The organism is Siccibacter colletis (assembly GCF_025914095.1).
Lineage (GTDB): Bacteria > Pseudomonadota > Gammaproteobacteria > Enterobacterales > Enterobacteriaceae > Siccibacter > Siccibacter colletis.
On the sequence record NZ_CP074352.1, the window covers coordinates 3030983 to 3047020 of the forward strand.

The 16038-nt window shown below is 55.4% G+C and carries 7 protein-coding genes, 2 tRNA genes and 3 rRNA genes; 4 read left to right on the forward strand and 8 right to left on the reverse strand.

Features of this window, described 5'->3' with window-relative positions; genetic code table 11:
* Positions 1 to 42: 42 nt before the first annotated feature.
* The 4 genes from KFZ77_RS14620 to KFZ77_RS14635 all read left to right on the forward strand — a co-directional run bounded on the left by KFZ77_RS14620 (position 43) and on the right by KFZ77_RS14635 (position 5274).
* Positions 43 to 744, forward strand: a complete 702-nt coding sequence (locus KFZ77_RS14620; protein ID WP_031520233.1) for a tRNA-uridine aminocarboxypropyltransferase — start codon at positions 43 to 45, stop codon at positions 742 to 744.
* A 35-nt stretch (positions 745 to 779) separates the two neighbouring features.
* A complete protein-coding gene (locus KFZ77_RS14625; protein ID WP_264384600.1) occupies positions 780 to 3440 on the forward strand; it encodes a bifunctional acetate--CoA ligase family protein/GNAT family N-acetyltransferase in 2661 nt (886 codons plus the stop codon).
* Positions 3441 to 3554: 114 nt separating this feature from the next.
* Complete coding sequence (pssA, locus tag KFZ77_RS14630; protein ID WP_264384601.1) at positions 3555 to 4910, forward strand: CDP-diacylglycerol--serine O-phosphatidyltransferase; 1356 nt, start codon at positions 3555 to 3557, stop codon at positions 4908 to 4910.
* A gap of 40 nt (positions 4911 to 4950) precedes the next feature.
* Positions 4951 to 5274, forward strand: a complete 324-nt coding sequence (locus KFZ77_RS14635) for a YfiM family lipoprotein (RefSeq protein ID WP_264384602.1) — start codon at positions 4951 to 4953, stop codon at positions 5272 to 5274.
* On the opposite strand, the gene KFZ77_RS14640 is transcribed toward KFZ77_RS14635, so the two are convergent.
* From KFZ77_RS14640 to clpB, 8 genes are all read right to left on the reverse strand, one after another.
* On the reverse strand, positions 5271 to 6572 hold the full coding sequence (locus KFZ77_RS14640) for an MFS transporter (RefSeq protein WP_031520225.1): 1302 nt from the start codon (positions 6570 to 6572) through the stop codon (positions 5271 to 5273). The genes KFZ77_RS14635 and KFZ77_RS14640 overlap by 4 nt on opposite strands.
* Before the next feature lie 147 nt (positions 6573 to 6719).
* Complete coding sequence (locus tag KFZ77_RS14645) at positions 6720 to 7175, reverse strand: DUF4385 domain-containing protein (protein WP_264386199.1); 456 nt, start codon at positions 7173 to 7175, stop codon at positions 6720 to 6722.
* Between the two features lie 561 nt (positions 7176 to 7736).
* Positions 7737 to 7852, reverse strand: a 5S ribosomal RNA gene (gene rrf / locus KFZ77_RS14650).
* 96 nt (positions 7853 to 7948) lie between these two features.
* Positions 7949 to 10854 (reverse strand): 23S ribosomal RNA (locus tag KFZ77_RS14655).
* 206 nt (positions 10855 to 11060) lie between these two features.
* Positions 11061 to 11136: transfer RNA gene (locus KFZ77_RS14660), tRNA-Ala, on the reverse strand.
* A gap of 108 nt (positions 11137 to 11244) precedes the next feature.
* A tRNA-Ile gene (locus tag KFZ77_RS14665) sits at positions 11245 to 11321 on the reverse strand.
* 70 nt (positions 11322 to 11391) lie between these two features.
* Positions 11392 to 12933, reverse strand: a 16S ribosomal RNA gene (locus KFZ77_RS14670).
* Together the 16S, 23S and 5S rRNA genes with 2 tRNA genes alongside form the textbook arrangement of a ribosomal RNA operon.
* 430 nt (positions 12934 to 13363) lie before the next feature.
* Entirely contained in the window at positions 13364 to 15937 is a 2574-nt protein-coding gene (gene clpB, locus KFZ77_RS14675; protein ID WP_031523170.1) for an ATP-dependent chaperone ClpB, read from the reverse strand.
* Positions 15938 to 16038: the final 101 nt, after the last annotated feature.

A 16038-nucleotide genomic window follows, 5' to 3' on the forward strand; every position in this document is an offset into this window, starting at 1 on the left:
CCCGCGCTCTGCCAGAATAGTGTTTTTCCTGTTTCCTTCCCCATGACTGAAAACGCCGTTTTACGCCTTCGGGCCGACCGTCTGGCTCGCGCCACCCGCCCTTTTCTGGCCCGCGGAAACCGTATCCGACGCTGTCAGCGCTGCCTGCTGCCGTTAAAGCAGTGCCTGTGCGCCACGCTGGCACCCGTTGCCGCCCGCAGTGAATTCTGCCTGGTGATGTTCGATACCGAACCGATGAAGCCCAGCAATACCGGGCGGCTGATTGCCGATATTCTGCCGACGACGACAGCCTTTCAGTGGTCGCGCACTGCGCCCCCGCAAGCGCTGCTCGATCTGGTCGCCAGCGGCGATTACCAGCCCGTGGTGGTTTTCCCTGCCTCTTACGCCGATGCCGGTCGTACCGTTCTCACTACCCCGCCGCTCACCGGCAAGCCGCCGCTGTTTATTATGCTCGACGGAACCTGGACCGAAGCGCGCAAGATGTTTCGTAAAAGCCCGTGGCTCGATGGTTTCCCGGTGATGTCGGTGGATCTGTCGCGCGTGTCCGCTTACCGACTGCGGGAAGCGCACGCTGAGGGGCAGTACTGCACCGCCGAAGTGGCAATTGCCCTGCTTGACCTCGCGGGGGACACCGCGGCCGCCCGTGGACTGAGCGATCACTTTTCCCTGTTCCGCGAACGCTACCTGGCAGGGAAACCCCATCATTCGGGCAGTATCACAGCAGACGAATCAGAAAGCGTTTAAAATCATCAGGTCACTTTGCCTGATGGAGATCCCCAATGAGCCAACGCGGACTGGAAGCGCTGCTTCGTCCCAGGTCCATCGCCGTCATCGGCGCATCAATGAAGCCGGATCGCGCCGGTTACTTAATGATGCGCAACTTGCTGGCGGGCGGATTCAGCGGCCCGGTACTTCCGGTCACGCCCGCCTGGAAAGCGGTATGCGGGGTGCTGGCCTGGCCTGATGTCGCCAGCCTGCCGTTTACGCCGGATCTCGCGGTGCTCTGTACCCATTCGAAACGCAACCTGGCGCTGCTGGAGGCGCTGGGAGAAAAGGGCTGTAAAACGTGCATTATTCTTTCCGCCTCTCCTGACCAGCATGCCGCACTCCTCGCCTGCGCCAGCCGCTGGCAAATGCGGTTGCTTGGGCCAAATAGCCTCGGCCTGCTGGCCCCCTGGCAGGGACTGAACGCCAGCTTTTCGCCGGTGCCGATCCGCAAAGGCAAGCTGGCGTTTATCTCCCAGTCGGCGGCGGTATCCAATACCATTCTCGACTGGGCGCAGCAGCGCGAGATGGGGTTCTCCTACTTTATTGCGCTGGGCGACAGTCTCGACATCGATGTGGACGACCTGCTGGATTACCTTGCCCGGGACAGCAAAACCACCGCGATCCTGCTTTATCTCGAAAACCTGAGCGATGCCCGGCGTTTCGTTTCGGCCGCGCGCAGCGCATCGCGTAATAAACCCATTCTGGTGATCAAAAGCGGCAGAAGCCCCGGGGCGCAGCAGCTGTTAAACGCAGATGCCGGATCGGATCAGGCCTGGGATGCCGCCATTCAACGCGCCGGCCTGCTGCGGGTGGAAGATACCCATGAGCTTTTCTCGGCGGTGGAAACCCTGAGCCATATGCGTCCGCTGCGCGGCGAGCGGGTGATGATTGTCAGCAACGGCGCGGCACCCGCTGCGCTGGCGCTTGATGAGCTGTGGCGGCGTAACGGCAAGCTGGCAACCTTAAGTGACGAGACGCTCAACGCGCTGCAAAGCGTGTTACCGGACAGCGTTACGCCGGGTAATCCGCTCGATCTGCTGGATGACGCCACCGCCCAGCGCTACCAGCAGGCGATAACGGTACTGCTCGACAGCCAGGAGGTGGATGCGCTGATGGTGATCCACTCCCCCAGCGCCGCCGCACCGGGCAGCGCCAGCGCCAGAGCGCTGATTGATGCGATCGCTCAACATCCGCGCGGAAAATACATCACCCTGCTGACCAACTGGTGCGGGGAGTTTTCATCCCAGGAAGCGCGCCGCTTATTCAGCGATGCCGGCATCCCTACCTATCGCACGCCGGAAGGCACCATCACCGCGTTTATGCATATGGTGGAGTACCGCCGGAACCAGAAACAGCTGCGCGAAACTCCGGCGCTGCCACCCAACCTTACTGCCAATACCGGGGATGCCCATCGTCTGCTGCAGCACGCGCTGAATGACGGTGCGCTGGCGCTGGATACCCACGAGGTGCGGCCAATACTTGAAGCTTACGGACTGCAAACCCTGCCCACCTGGATCGCCGGTGACAGCAGCGAAGCGGTACATATCGCCGGGCAGATTGGCTATCCGGTCGCCCTTAAGCTGCGCTCGCCGGATATTCCGCATAAATCTGACGTGCAGGGGGTAATGCTATATCTGCGCACCGCGGCGGAAGTGCATCAGGCGGCGACCGCGATTTTTGACCGTGTGAAAATGACCTCGCCGCAGGCGCGCATTCACGGTCTGCTGGTGCAGAGCATGGCCAATCGCGCCGGGGCGCAGGAGCTGCGTATCGCCGTCGAGGTCGACCCGCTGTTTGGCCCGCTGATCATGCTGGGGGAAGGTGGCACCGAGTGGGACAGCCAGAACGCGGCAGCGGTGGCACTCCCGCCGCTCAACATGAACCTGGCGCGCTATCTGGTGATTCAGGCCATCAAGCGCGGAAAAATTCGCGCCCGCAGCGCGCTGCGCCCGCTGGACATCGCCGGGCTGGCTCAGGTGCTGGTGCAGGTATCGAACCTGGTGGTGGACTGCCCCGAAATTAACCGGCTGGATATTCATCCCTTGCTGTCGACGGGTTCAGAATTTATCGCCCTCGATGTCACGTTACAGATTGCGCCCTGGCAGGGCGATCCGGAAACCCGGCTGGCGATCCGCCCTTATCCGCACCGCTTTGAAGAGTGGGTTGAGATGAAAAACGGCGAGCGCTGCCTGTTCCGCCCGATCCTGCCCGAAGACGAGCCACAGCTGCGCCGTTTTATTGCTCAGGTCACCAAAGAGGATCTCTACTATCGTTACTTTAGCGAGATCAATGAATTTACTCATGAAGATTTAGCCAATATGACCCAGATCGACTACGATCGGGAGATGGCGTTTGTTGCAGTGCGTCATCCCGGGCCGGAAGAGGAGATCCTTGGCGTGACGCGCGCTATCTCAGATCCGGATAATCGCGATGCCGAATTTGCGGTACTGGTGCGTTCCGATTTGAAGGGGCTTGGCCTGGGCAGGCGCTTACTGGAAAAACTGATTGCCTATACGCGCGAGCACGGCATTGCGCAGCTTAACGGCATCACCATGCCGGGTAATCAGGGGATGGTCGCGCTGGCACGTAAACTCGGTTTTCAGGTCGATATTCAGCTTGAAGACGGAATTGTCGGCCTGACTTTGCCACTGTCACCACACGCGGATTCGTGAGTAAGGTACTGGAAATGTTGACCACATTCCCGGACAGTAGTGGTATCATCCCCCGCTTCTGTCAGCTGTACTGCACAGAAGACCGTCCACTGTATAGAGAAGATACGCACTGTGATGTTGTCTAAATTTAAACGCAATAAACATCAACAACACCTTGCCCAACTACCGAAGCTTTCTCAGTCTGCTGACGACGTGGCGTTTCACTACTCCCCGGCAGCATTTCGGGAGACGCTGCTTGAGAAAATCGCCGGTGCCACGCGCCGTATCTGCATCGTGGCGCTCTATCTTGAGCAGGATGATGGTGGTAAAGGCATTCTCAATGCGCTTTATGATGCGAAGCGCCAGCGCCCTGAACTTGAGGTCTGCGTGCTGGTTGACTGGCACCGCGCGCAGCGCGGCCGCATCGGTGCCGCAGCATCAAATACCAATGCCGACTGGTACACCCGTCTGGCGCAGGAAAATCCCGGCGTTACCCTCCCGGTGTACGGCGTTCCGGTCAACACCCGTGAAGCCCTCGGCGTTCTGCACTTCAAAGGCTTTATCATCGATGATGCGGTGTTCTACAGCGGCGCCAGCCTGAACGATGTCTATCTGCATCAGCATGAAAAATATCGCTATGACCGCTATCACCTGATCCGCAACGCGCAGCTGGCGGATGTGATGTTTAGCTGGGTTGAACAGCATCTGATTCAGGGGCGTGCCGTTAACCGCCTCGATGAAGAACACCGCCCGAAAAGCCAGGAGATTAAAAACGACATTCGCCTGTTCCGCCAGGAGCTGCGCGATGCGGTGTTTAACTATCAGGGCGATGCGGATAACGATGAGCTGGCGGTCACGCCGCTGGTCGGACTGGGCAAATCCAGCCCGCTGAATAAAACCATTTTCCATCTGATGCCGTGCGCCGAGCGCAAGCTGACGATTTGTACGCCCTACTTCAACCTGCCCGCTGTGCTGGTGCGTAACATTATTCAGCTACTGCGCAGCGGCAAACAGGTGGAGATTATTGTCGGCGATAAAACCGCCAATGACTTCTATATTCCTGAAGATCAGCCGTTTAAAATCATCGGCGCGCTGCCCTATCTCTACGAGATTAACCTGCGCCGTTTCCTGAGCCGCCTGCAGTATTATGTCAGCAGCGGTCAGCTGGTAGTGCGTCTGTGGAAAGATGAAGACAACAGTTATCATCTGAAAGGCATGTGGGTGGATGACGAGTGGATGCTGCTCACCGGCAACAACCTGAACCCGCGCGCCTGGCGTCTCGATCTGGAGAATGCGGTGCTGATCCACGACCCGCAACACGAACTGGCTGCCCAGCGCGATCGCGAGCTTGAGCTTATCCGCACCCACACTACCGTGGTGCAGCACTATCGCGACCTGCAGAGCATTGCTGAGTATCCGGTAAAAGTGCGCAAGCTTATTCGCCGCCTGCGCCGCATTCGTATCGATCGGCTGATCAGCCGTATCCTCTGATTATTCAGCCCTGCTTGCAGGGCTTTTTTATGGAGCTGGTATGCGCTCGCTGGGTTTACTCGCCATGTTATTGATAAGCGGATGCAGTCATCAGGCGCAGGACGCCTGGTATGGTCAGGATAAAGCCCAGCATTTCATTGGGTCGGCAATGCTTGCCGCCGCCGGTAACGAAGTGGGTCAGCATCAGGGCTGGAGCCGCGATCGCAGCGCCGGAATTGGGTTTATGTTTGCGGTAAGTCTTGGTGCCACGAAAGAACTCTGGGACAGCCGCCCGGCAGGGAGCGGCTGGAGCTGGAAAGATCTCGCCTGGGACCTCGCGGGCGCAACCACCGGTTACGCCCTGTGGCAAATGGCGCAGTACTAAAGCGCGATCCCCTTCCCTTTACGATGCAGCATTAGCGATACCACAAAAGCCAGCGCGCCCATCGCCGATACGTACCAGAAGAAGGCTGTTTCCGAGCCAAGCGACTTCAGCCACAGCGCCACATATTCTGCCGAGCCACCAAACAGCGCATTGGCTACCGCATAGGATAAGCCCACCCCAAGCGCGCGGACCTGCGCCGGAAACATTTCAGCCTTAAGAATGCCGCTGATCGACGTGTAAAAACTGACAATGATCAGAGCCAGCATCACCAGACCAAACGCCGCCCAGGGCGAAGAGACATTCTGCAGCGCGGTAAGGATGGGCACGGTGCACAGGGTCGCCAGCGCGCCGAAGCACAACATGGAGCTGCGGCGACCAATTTTATCCGACAGCGCGCCGATAAAGGGTTGCAGCAGCATAAAGATAAACAGCGCCCCGGTCATGATCGCGCTGGCCGTATTCGCATGCATGCCCGCAGTATTCACCAGGTATTTTTGCATGTAGGTGGTGAAGGTGTAGAAGCTGAGCGAGCCACCCGCGGTAAAGCCGAGCACCATAATGAACGCTTTGCGGTTACGCCACAGTCCCTTCAGCGACCCGGCCTCTTTCAGTGCACGGGTTTCATCCGTCGAGGTCTCATCCAGCGAACGGCGCAGCCATAGCGCGACGATAGCCAGCACGGCACCTATTGCAAAAGGAATGCGCCAGCCCCAGGCATAGAGATCTTTCTCGTCCAGCACCTGCTGCAGGATCACCACCGTCAACAGCGCCAGCAGTTGTCCCCCAATCAGCGTTACATACTGGAAAGAAGCGAAAAAGCCCTTCCGGCCTTCGATTGCCACTTCACTCATATAGGTCGCACTGGTGCCATATTCGCCGCCTACGGATAATCCCTGGAACAAGCGCGCCAGCAGCAGTAATACCGGAGCCAGGGTACCAATCTGCGCATAGCCGGGCAGACAGGCAATCACCAGTGAACCGAAGCACATCATGCATACCGAGATAAGCATTGAGGTTTTGCGTCCGTGTCGGTCAGCGATCCAGCCAAACAGCCAGCCGCCCACCGGGCGCATTAAGAACCCGGCAGCAAAGATCCCTGCGGTTTGCAGGAGTTGTGTGGTCGGGTTCCCGGACGGGAAAAAGATATGGGCAAAATAGAGCGAGCAGAACGAGTACACGTAAAAGTCGAACCATTCGACCAGGTTACCCGATGAAGCACCCACGATAGCCCAGACGCGCCGGCGGGTATCCAGATGCTCAGCGGCTTTCTGTTCAGTGCGAGCGGTGACTTCTGTCATGATCTTCTCCTTGTTATCAGACGCATTCAGCCTTCTTTACTGAAAGCCGTAGAGTGCGCTCGCTGAAAAAGTAAATAAAGTGTTAATTATTTGCTGCCTACGGTTTTGTGAAGCCAGACGGTAATTGTTGTGAAAAGCTGGATGCGCTTAGCCATACTTTGACTGATGCTCGCGTTTGCGGCGCAGATAGTCATCGTCGGCGCGAATCCGATCCCACCAGGTTTTAAATACGGCAGCAGCAGCAGCTTTTACCGGATCATTGCCGCGCGGATGCGTTGAACCATCCTCGGTGTATTTTTTGCCGCCTTTGTAGTTGGCATAGCGACGAGCGCGGGTGTAGCCCATCTGGATAAATTTCCGCGCCATATCCATGCCGACAAAATCGTCTTCTGCTCGCCAGGCTTCAAACATCTCATAGATAGCTGCTGCTGATTTCTCTGCCGCTTCAGCATTTTTGTAGCGCCAGTGCGGCAGGATCTCGCTTTTATAGGGTTCAACCAGCAATACGCCCTGTTCGCCACGCCCTACCTGATAAAGTTCAGGATGTTTGCGGAAGTCGATGCTGGAAAAATCTTGGTGATAATCAAAGGGTTTGTTAGCCAGAATGATACCTCCCGGTCAGAAACAGGCATCATAAGGATAGATGAGGAAAAAGGGTGAAGTGGCAATATCGGAAAATGTCTGAGGCAGGGAAGCATGCATCCAGTTGAAAACGCCAGAAAACTGACGTGTGCTGGGGGAGTTTCAGTCTGCCACCGGGTCGTTTACGGGTGGTGAACCCGCTTCCCTGCGGAGTGGTACAACGCTCACATATGAACCCGGCGGCGCGGCCCTGCGCAGGGATGTGGTGGCAGCCGGTGTTGTGATGGTATGGACTGATATGCAACAGGGTTGATCCTGCAGCTGCCGGCGGTGGCAGAAGCCTGGATGACAACCAGGGATGGTAAGGGCAGATGACCTGCCGGGACGTTTTCAGAAATACAAAAGCAAAAAACCCTCAGCTTTCGCTGAGGGTTCTTTAATTTGATGCCTGGCAGTTTATGAATCGCTGTGCGATTCACCCTTCGGGCCGTTGCTGCGCAACGTTCAAAAGCTTCGCTTTTGTCCTACTCTCTGTCGAGTAGTGAACTGCCCTGAAGTTCTGGTCAGGTATGTTAATTTAATGCCTGGCAGTTCCCTACTCTCGCATGGGGAGACCCCACACTACCATCGGCGCTACGGCGTTTCACTTCTGAGTTCGGCATGGGGTCAGGTGGGACCACCGCGCTACAGCCGCCAGGCAAATTCTGTTCGCTTACCGCCTCGCGGCCATAAGCTTTAATCCGTCTCAAGCTGAAAATCTCTCAAATCCAACACCAAAACATCTTCGGCGTTGTAAGGTTAAGCCTCACGGTTCATTAGTACCGGTTAGCTCAACGCATCGCTGCGCTTACACACCCGGCCTATCAACGTCGTCGTCTTCAACGTTCCTTCAGGACCCTTAAAGGGTCAGGGAGAACTCATCTCGGGGCAAGTTTCGTGCTTAGATGCTTTCAGCACTTATCTCTTCCGCATTTAGCTACCGGGCAGTGCCATTGGCATGACAACCCGAACACCAGTGATGCGTTCACTCCGGTCCTCTCGTACTAGGAGCAACCCCCCTCAATTCTCCAGCGCCCACGGCAGATAGGGACCGAACTGTCTCACGACGTTCTAAACCCAGCTCGCGTACCACTTTAAATGGCGAACAGCCATACCCTTGGGACCTACTTCAGCCCCAGGATGTGATGAGCCGACATCGAGGTGCCAAACACCGCCGTCGATATGAACTCTTGGGCGGTATCAGCCTGTTATCCCCGGAGTACCTTTTATCCGTTGAGCGATGGCCCTTCCATTCAGAACCACCGGATCACTAAGACCTGCTTTCGCACCTGCTCGAGCCGTCACTCTCGCAGTCAAGCTAGCTTATGCCTTTGCACTAACCTCCTGATGTCCGACCAGGATTAGCTAACCTTCGTGCTCCTCCGTTACGCTTTAGGAGGAGACCGCCCCAGTCAAACTACCCACCAGACACTGTCCCCACGCCAGATTATGGCGCCAGGTTAGAACATCAAACATTAAAGGGTGGTATTTCAAGGTTGGCTCCACGCAGACTGGCGTCCACGCTTCAAAGCCTCCCACCTATCCTACACATCAAGGCTCAATGTTCAGTGTCAAGCTATAGTAAAGGTTCACGGGGTCTTTCCGTCTTGCCGCGGGTACACTGCATCTTCACAGCGATTTCAATTTCACTGAGTCTCGGGTGGAGACAGCCTGGCCATCATTACGCCATTCGTGCAGGTCGGAACTTACCCGACAAGGAATTTCGCTACCTTAGGACCGTTATAGTTACGGCCGCCGTTTACCGGGGCTTCGATCAAGAGCTTCTCCTTACGGATAACCCCATCAATTAACCTTCCGGCACCGGGCAGGCGTCACACCGTATACGTCCACTTTCGTGTTTGCACAGTGCTGTGTTTTTAATAAACAGTTGCAGCCAGCTGGTATCTTCGACTGGTTTCAGCTCCGCGAGCAAGTCGCTTCACCTACGCACCAGCGTGCCTTCTCCCGAAGTTACGGCACCATTTTGCCTAGTTCCTTCACCCGAGTTCTCTCAAGCGCCTTGGTATTCTCTACCTGACCACCTGTGTCGGTTTGGGGTACGATTTGATGTTACCTGATGCTTAGAGGCTTTTCCTGGAAGCAGGGCATTTGTTGCTTCAGCACCGTAGTGCCTCGTCATCACGCCTCAGTGTTAAAGTGCACCGGATTTGCCTGGAGCACACACCTACACGCTTAAACCGGGACAACCGTCGCCCGGCCAACATAGCCTTCTCCGTCCCCCCTTCGCAGTAACACCGAGTACAGGAATATTAACCTGTTTCCCATCGACTACGCCTTTCGGCCTCGCCTTAGGGGTCGACTCACCCTGCCCCGATTAACGTTGGACAGGAACCCTTGGTCTTCCGGCGAGCGGGCTTTTCACCCGCTTTATCGTTACTTATGTCAGCATTCGCACTTCTGATACCTCCAGCAGACCTCACAGTCCACCTTCAACGGCTTACAGAACGCTCCCCTACCCAACAACACATAGTGTCGCTGCCGCAGCTTCGGTGCATGGTTTAGCCCCGTTACATCTTCCGCGCAGGCCGACTCGACCAGTGAGCTATTACGCTTTCTTTAAATGATGGCTGCTTCTAAGCCAACATCCTGGCTGTCTGTGCCTTCCCACATCGTTTCCCACTTAACCATGACTTTGGGACCTTAGCTGGCGGTCTGGGTTGTTTCCCTCTTCACGACGGACGTTAGCACCCGCCGTGTGTCTCCCGTGATAACATTCTCCGGTATTCGTAGTTTGCATCGGGTTGGTAAGCCGGGATGGCCCCCTAGCCGAAACAGTGCTCTACCCCCGGAGATGAGTTCACGAGGCGCTACCTAAATAGCTTTCGGGGAGAACCAGCTATCTCCCGGTTTGATTGGCCTTTCACCCCCAGCCACAGGTCATCCGCTAATTTTTCAACATTAGTCGGTTCGGTCCTCCAGTTAGTGTTACCCAACCTTCAACCTGCCCATGGCTAGATCACCGGGTTTCGGGTCTATACCCTGCAACTTAACGCCCGGTTAAGACTCGGTTTCCCTTCGGCTCCCCTATACGGTTAACCTTGCTACAGAATATAAGTCGCTGACCCATTATACAAAAGGTACGCAGTCACACCACGAAGGTGCTCCCACTGCTTGTACGTACACGGTTTCAGGTTCTGTTTCACTCCCCTCGCCGGGGTTCTTTTCGCCTTTCCCTCACGGTACTGGTTCACTATCGGTCAGTCAGGAGTATTTAGCCTTGGAGGATGGTCCCCCCATATTCAGACAGGATACCACGTGTCCCGCCCTACTCATCGAGCTCACAGTAAGTGTGTTTTTGTGTACGGGAGTATCACCCTGTACCCTGCGACTTTCCAGACGCTTCCACTAACACACAAACTGATTCAGGCTCTGGGCTGCTCCCCGTTCGCTCGCCGCTACTGGGGGAATCTCGGTTGATTTCTTTTCCTCGGGGTACTTAGATGTTTCAGTTCCCCCGGTTCGCCTCATGCCACTATGTATTCATGACATGATAGTGCAACGAATTGCACTGGGTTTCCCCATTCGGACATCGTCGGTTATAACGGTTCATATCACCTTACCGACGCTTTTCGCAGATTAGCACGTCCTTCATCGCCTCTGACTGCCAGGGCATCCACCGTGTACGCTTAGTCGCTTAACCTCACAACCCGAAGATGTTTCCTGAGATTCATCGTCGTGTCGTAAGCATTTGAGAGACTCGAACACACCTTTTTCTGTTCTTGTTTACGGAGAACAGAAACAGTGTGTCGTTTCAATTTTCAGCTTGTTCCGGATTCTTAAAGAGCATAATACTTCGCAGCATACTGTTCCCAGTACACTCTGAAGTAGGGTATCAACCTGAGTTGATGGTGGAGCTATGCGGGATCGAACCGCAGACCTCCTGCGTGCAAAGCAGGCGCTCTCCCAGCTGAGCTATAGCCCCATCGTAGTGATTAACCTCTTACCGGGATTTCTTCTGAGACAAGGCGCGGAATGACGACGCATACATCAGTATGCGAGTTATTTCGCAACGCAGTATTCAGAAGGAATCTGGTAGGCCTGAGTGGACTTGAACCACCGACCTCACCCTTATCAGGGGTGCGCTCTAACCACCTGAGCTACAAGCCTGGAGAGGTTTTTACTGCTCGTTTTCTATCAGACAATCTGTGTGAGCACTGCGGAGTTGTATCTTTTAAGGTAAGGAGGTGATCCAACCGCAGGTTCCCCTACGGTTACCTTGTTACGACTTCACCCCAGTCATGAATCACAAAGTGGTAAGCGCCCTCCCGAAGGTTAAGCTACCTACTTCTTTTGCAACCCACTCCCATGGTGTGACGGGCGGTGTGTACAAGGCCCGGGAACGTATTCACCGTGGCATTCTGATCCACGATTACTAGCGATTCCGACTTCATGGAGTCGAGTTGCAGACTCCAATCCGGACTACGACGTACTTTATGAGGTCCGCTTGCTCTCGCGAGGTCGCTTCTCTTTGTATACGCCATTGTAGCACGTGTGTAGCCCTGGCCGTAAGGGCCATGATGACTTGACGTCATCCCCACCTTCCTCCGGTTTATCACCGGCAGTCTCCTTTGAGTTCCCGACCGAATCGCTGGCAACAAAGGATAAGGGTTGCGCTCGTTGCGGGACTTAACCCAACATTTCACAACACGAGCTGACGACAGCCATGCAGCACCTGTCTCAGAGTTCCCGAAGGCACCAAAGCATCTCTGCTAAGTTCTCTGGATGTCAAGGCCAGGTAAGGTTCTTCGCGTTGCATCGAATTAAACCACATGCTCCACCGCTTGTGCGGGCCCCCGTCAATTCATTTGAGTTTTAACCTTGCGGCCGTACTCCCCAGGCGGTCGACTTAACGCGTTAGCTCCGGAAGCCACTCCTCAAGGGAACAACCTCCAAGTCGACATCGTTTACGGCGTGGACTACCAGGGTATCTAATCCTGTTTGCTCCCCACGCTTTCGCACCTGAGCGTCAGTCTTCGTCCAGGGGGCCGCCTTCGCCACCGGTATTCCTCCAGATCTCTACGCATTTCACCGCTACACCTGGAATTCTACCCCCCTCTACGAGACTCAAGCCTGCCAGTTTCGGATGCAGTTCCCAGGTTGAGCCCGGGGATTTCACATCCGACTTGACAGACCGCCTGCGTGCGCTTTACGCCCAGTAATTCCGATTAACGCTTGCACCCTCCGTATTACCGCGGCTGCTGGCACGGAGTTAGCCGGTGCTTCTTCTGCGAGTAACGTCAATTGATGAGCGTATTAAGCTCACCACCTTCCTCCTCGCTGAAAGTACTTTACAACCCGAAGGCCTTCTTCATACACGCGGCATGGCTGCATCAGGCTTGCGCCCATTGTGCAATATTCCCCACTGCTGCCTCCCGTAGGAGTCTGGACCGTGTCTCAGTTCCAGTGTGGCTGGTCATCCTCTCAGACCAGCTAGGGATCGTCGCCTAGGTGAGCCGTTACCCCACCTACTAGCTAATCCCATCTGGGTTCATCTGATGGCAAGAGGCCCGAAGGTCCCCCTCTTTGGTCTTGCGACGTTATGCGGTATTAGCTACCGTTTCCAGTAGTTATCCCCCTCCATCAGGCAGATCCCCAGACATTACTCACCCGTCCGCCACTCGTCAGCGAAGCAGCAAGCTGCTTCCTGTTACCGTTCGACTTGCATGTGTTAGGCCTGCCGCCAGCGTTCAATCTGAGCCATGATCAAACTCTTCAATTTAAAGTTTGATGCTCAAAGAATTAAACTTCGTAATGAATTACGTGTTCACTCTTGAGACTTGATAATGCTTTTTCGTCTTGCGACGTGAAAGATATCAGTGCCCCGAGTGCCCACACAGATTGTCTGATAAATTGTTAAAGAGCAGTGCCGCTTCGCTTATTTCTCAGCGGCGCGGGCTGCGTATACTACGCTATCCCGCTGTGGAGTCAAGCATTTATTTCGCTCGCCTTCACCTGACAGGCCGGCCTGTACGCCGTTGTTCCGTGTCAGTGGAGGCGCATTATAGGGAGTTCTCAGAAACTGACAAGAGCAATTCTTAAAATAAATTCCGCTCGCTCACTTTCCAGGCAATACGTATAAATTAACGCCTGCGGCGCCTGGAAAACAAACAAAAACGAGCCCCGCGAGGCTCGTTTTGCGTTTCTGACCCTTACTGCACCGCAACAATACGGTCGTCTTTCACCGTTAACTGTACCGTTTTACCCGGAATCAGCTCACCGGAGAGGATCTGTTGCGCCAACGGGTTCTCAATCTGCTGCTGGATAGCGCGTTTCAGCGGACGCGCACCATATACCGGGTCATAACCATTCTCACCCAGCAACTGCAGCGCTTCATCAGACATCGTGACGCTGTAGCCACGCTCTTCGAGACGTTTATACAGCCGCTGCAACTGAATCTGCGCGATGGATGCAATATGGCGCTGCCCAAGCGGATGGAATACCACCACTTCATCTATACGGTTGATGAACTCAGGGCGGAAGTTCTGGCTTACCACGCCCAGCACCAGATCCTTCATATGCCCGTAATCCAGATCGCCGAAGCGCTCCTGAATCAGATCGGAACCGAGGTTAGAGGTCATGATGACGACGGTATTGCGGAAATCAACCGTTCTTCCCTGCCCATCGGTCAGGCGTCCATCATCCAGAACCTGCAACAGAATGTTGAAGACATCCGGATGCGCTTTCTCGACTTCATCCAGCAGAATGACCGAATAAGGACGACGGCGTACTGCTTCCGTCAGATAACCACCCTCTTCATAACCGACATAGCCCGGAGGCGCGCCCACCAGCCGTGATACGGAGTGTTTCTCCATAAACTCGGACATATCGATGCGCACCATGGCGTCATCACTGTCAAACATGAAGTTTGCCAGCGCCTTACAAAGTTCGGTTTTCCCTACCCCGGTCGGGCCAAGGAACAGGAAGGAGCCTATCGGACGATTTGGATCGGACAGGCCCGCGCGGCTACGACGAATGGCATTCGATACCGCTTCTACAGCTTCATCCTGACCAATCACGCGGCTATGTAACTCCTGCTCCATGCGCAGCAGCTTTTCTCGCTCGCCTTCCAGCATGCGCGACACCGGAATGCCGGTCCAGCGTGCCAGCACTTCGGCGATCTCTGCATCAGTAACACGGTTACGCAGCAGCCGCATGGTTTTCCCCTCAGACTGCGAGGCAGCTTCCAGCTGTTTCTCCAGTTCAGGAATTTTGCCGTACTGCAGTTCAGACATGCGCGCCAGATCGCCGACGCGACGCGCCTGTTCAATAGCAATCTTTGCCTGCTCCAGTTCTGATTTCAGCGTCTGAGTACCGGAAAGCGATGCTTTCTCAGCTTTCCACTCTTCTTCTAATTCAGAATACTGCCGCTCTTTATCAGCAAGCTCGTCGTTGAGCATCTCGAGCCGTTTCTTACTGGCGTCATCAGACTCTTTCATCAGCGCCTGCTGCTCCAGCTTGAGCTGAATAATGCGGCGTTCGAGGCGATCCAGCTCTTCTGGTTTGGAGTCTATCTGCATACGAATGCTGGATGCCGCTTCGTCAATCAGGTCGATGGCTTTATCCGGCAACTGACGATCGGCAATGTAGCGATGCGACAGCGTGGCCGCTGCAACAATTGCCGGGTCGGTGATCTGAACATGGTGATGCAGTTCATAACGCTCTTTCAGCCCGCGCAGAATGGCGATGGTGTCTTCCACCGACGGCTCTGCGACAAACACTTTCTGGAAACGACGTTCCAGCGCCGCATCTTTTTCGATGTACTGGCGATATTCATCCAGCGTGGTGGCACCAACGCAGTGAAGCTCGCCGCGAGCCAGCGCTGGTTTCAGCATGTTGCCGGCGTCCATCGCGCCATCGGCTTTACCTGCGCCGACCATCGTATGCAGCTCATCGATAAACAGGATGACATTACCTTCCTGTTTAGAGAGATCGTTGAGAACGCCTTTCAGGCGCTCTTCGAATTCACCGCGATACTTCGCACCGGCCACCAGCGCGCCCATATCCAGCGCCAGTACGCGGCGGCCTTTCAGCCCTTCCGGCACTTCGCCATTGATAATGCGCTGCGCAAGCCCCTCGACGATGGCGGTTTTACCCACGCCGGGTTCCCCAATCAGTACCGGGTTGTTTTTAGTACGGCGCTGAAGTACCTGAATGGTGCGGCGAATTTCCTCATCGCGCCCGATAACCGGATCGAGTTTGCCCTGTTCGGCACGCTCGGTCAGATCGATGGTGTATTTTTTCAGAGCCTGACGTTGGTCTTCAGCCCCCTGATCGTTCACGCTGTCGCCTCCGCGCATCTGTTCAATTGCCTGGGTAATGTTTGCTGTTGTAGCGCCGGCCGACTTCAGTAAATCAGCCAGCGTGCCACGCGATTCAAGCGCCGCCAGAACGAACAGCTCGGACGAAATAAAGTTGTCGCCGCGTTTTTGCGCCAGCTTGTCGCACAGATTCAGGACGCGCACCAGATCCTGAGATGGCTGTACATCCCCACCGGTACCTTCCACCTGCGGCAGACGGCTCAGTGCCTGCTCAATGGCGGTACGCAACTGACCGGCATTAATACCGGCTGAGGTTAATAACGGACGAACGGAACCGCCTTCCTGATTAAGCAGGGCGCTCATAAGATGAAGGGGTTCGATAAACTGGTTGTCTTGCCCCAGCGCCAGGGACTGGGCGTCGGCAAGAGCAAGCTGGAATTTATTGGTAAGACGATCCAGACGCATAACTCCTCCCATAACAGGTCAAATTTGCTACTGGAGATTAAATGAGGTCATCCCTCAATTATTCAAGGTTAGAGACGCTAATTATGTAAGCGGGGAGTTAT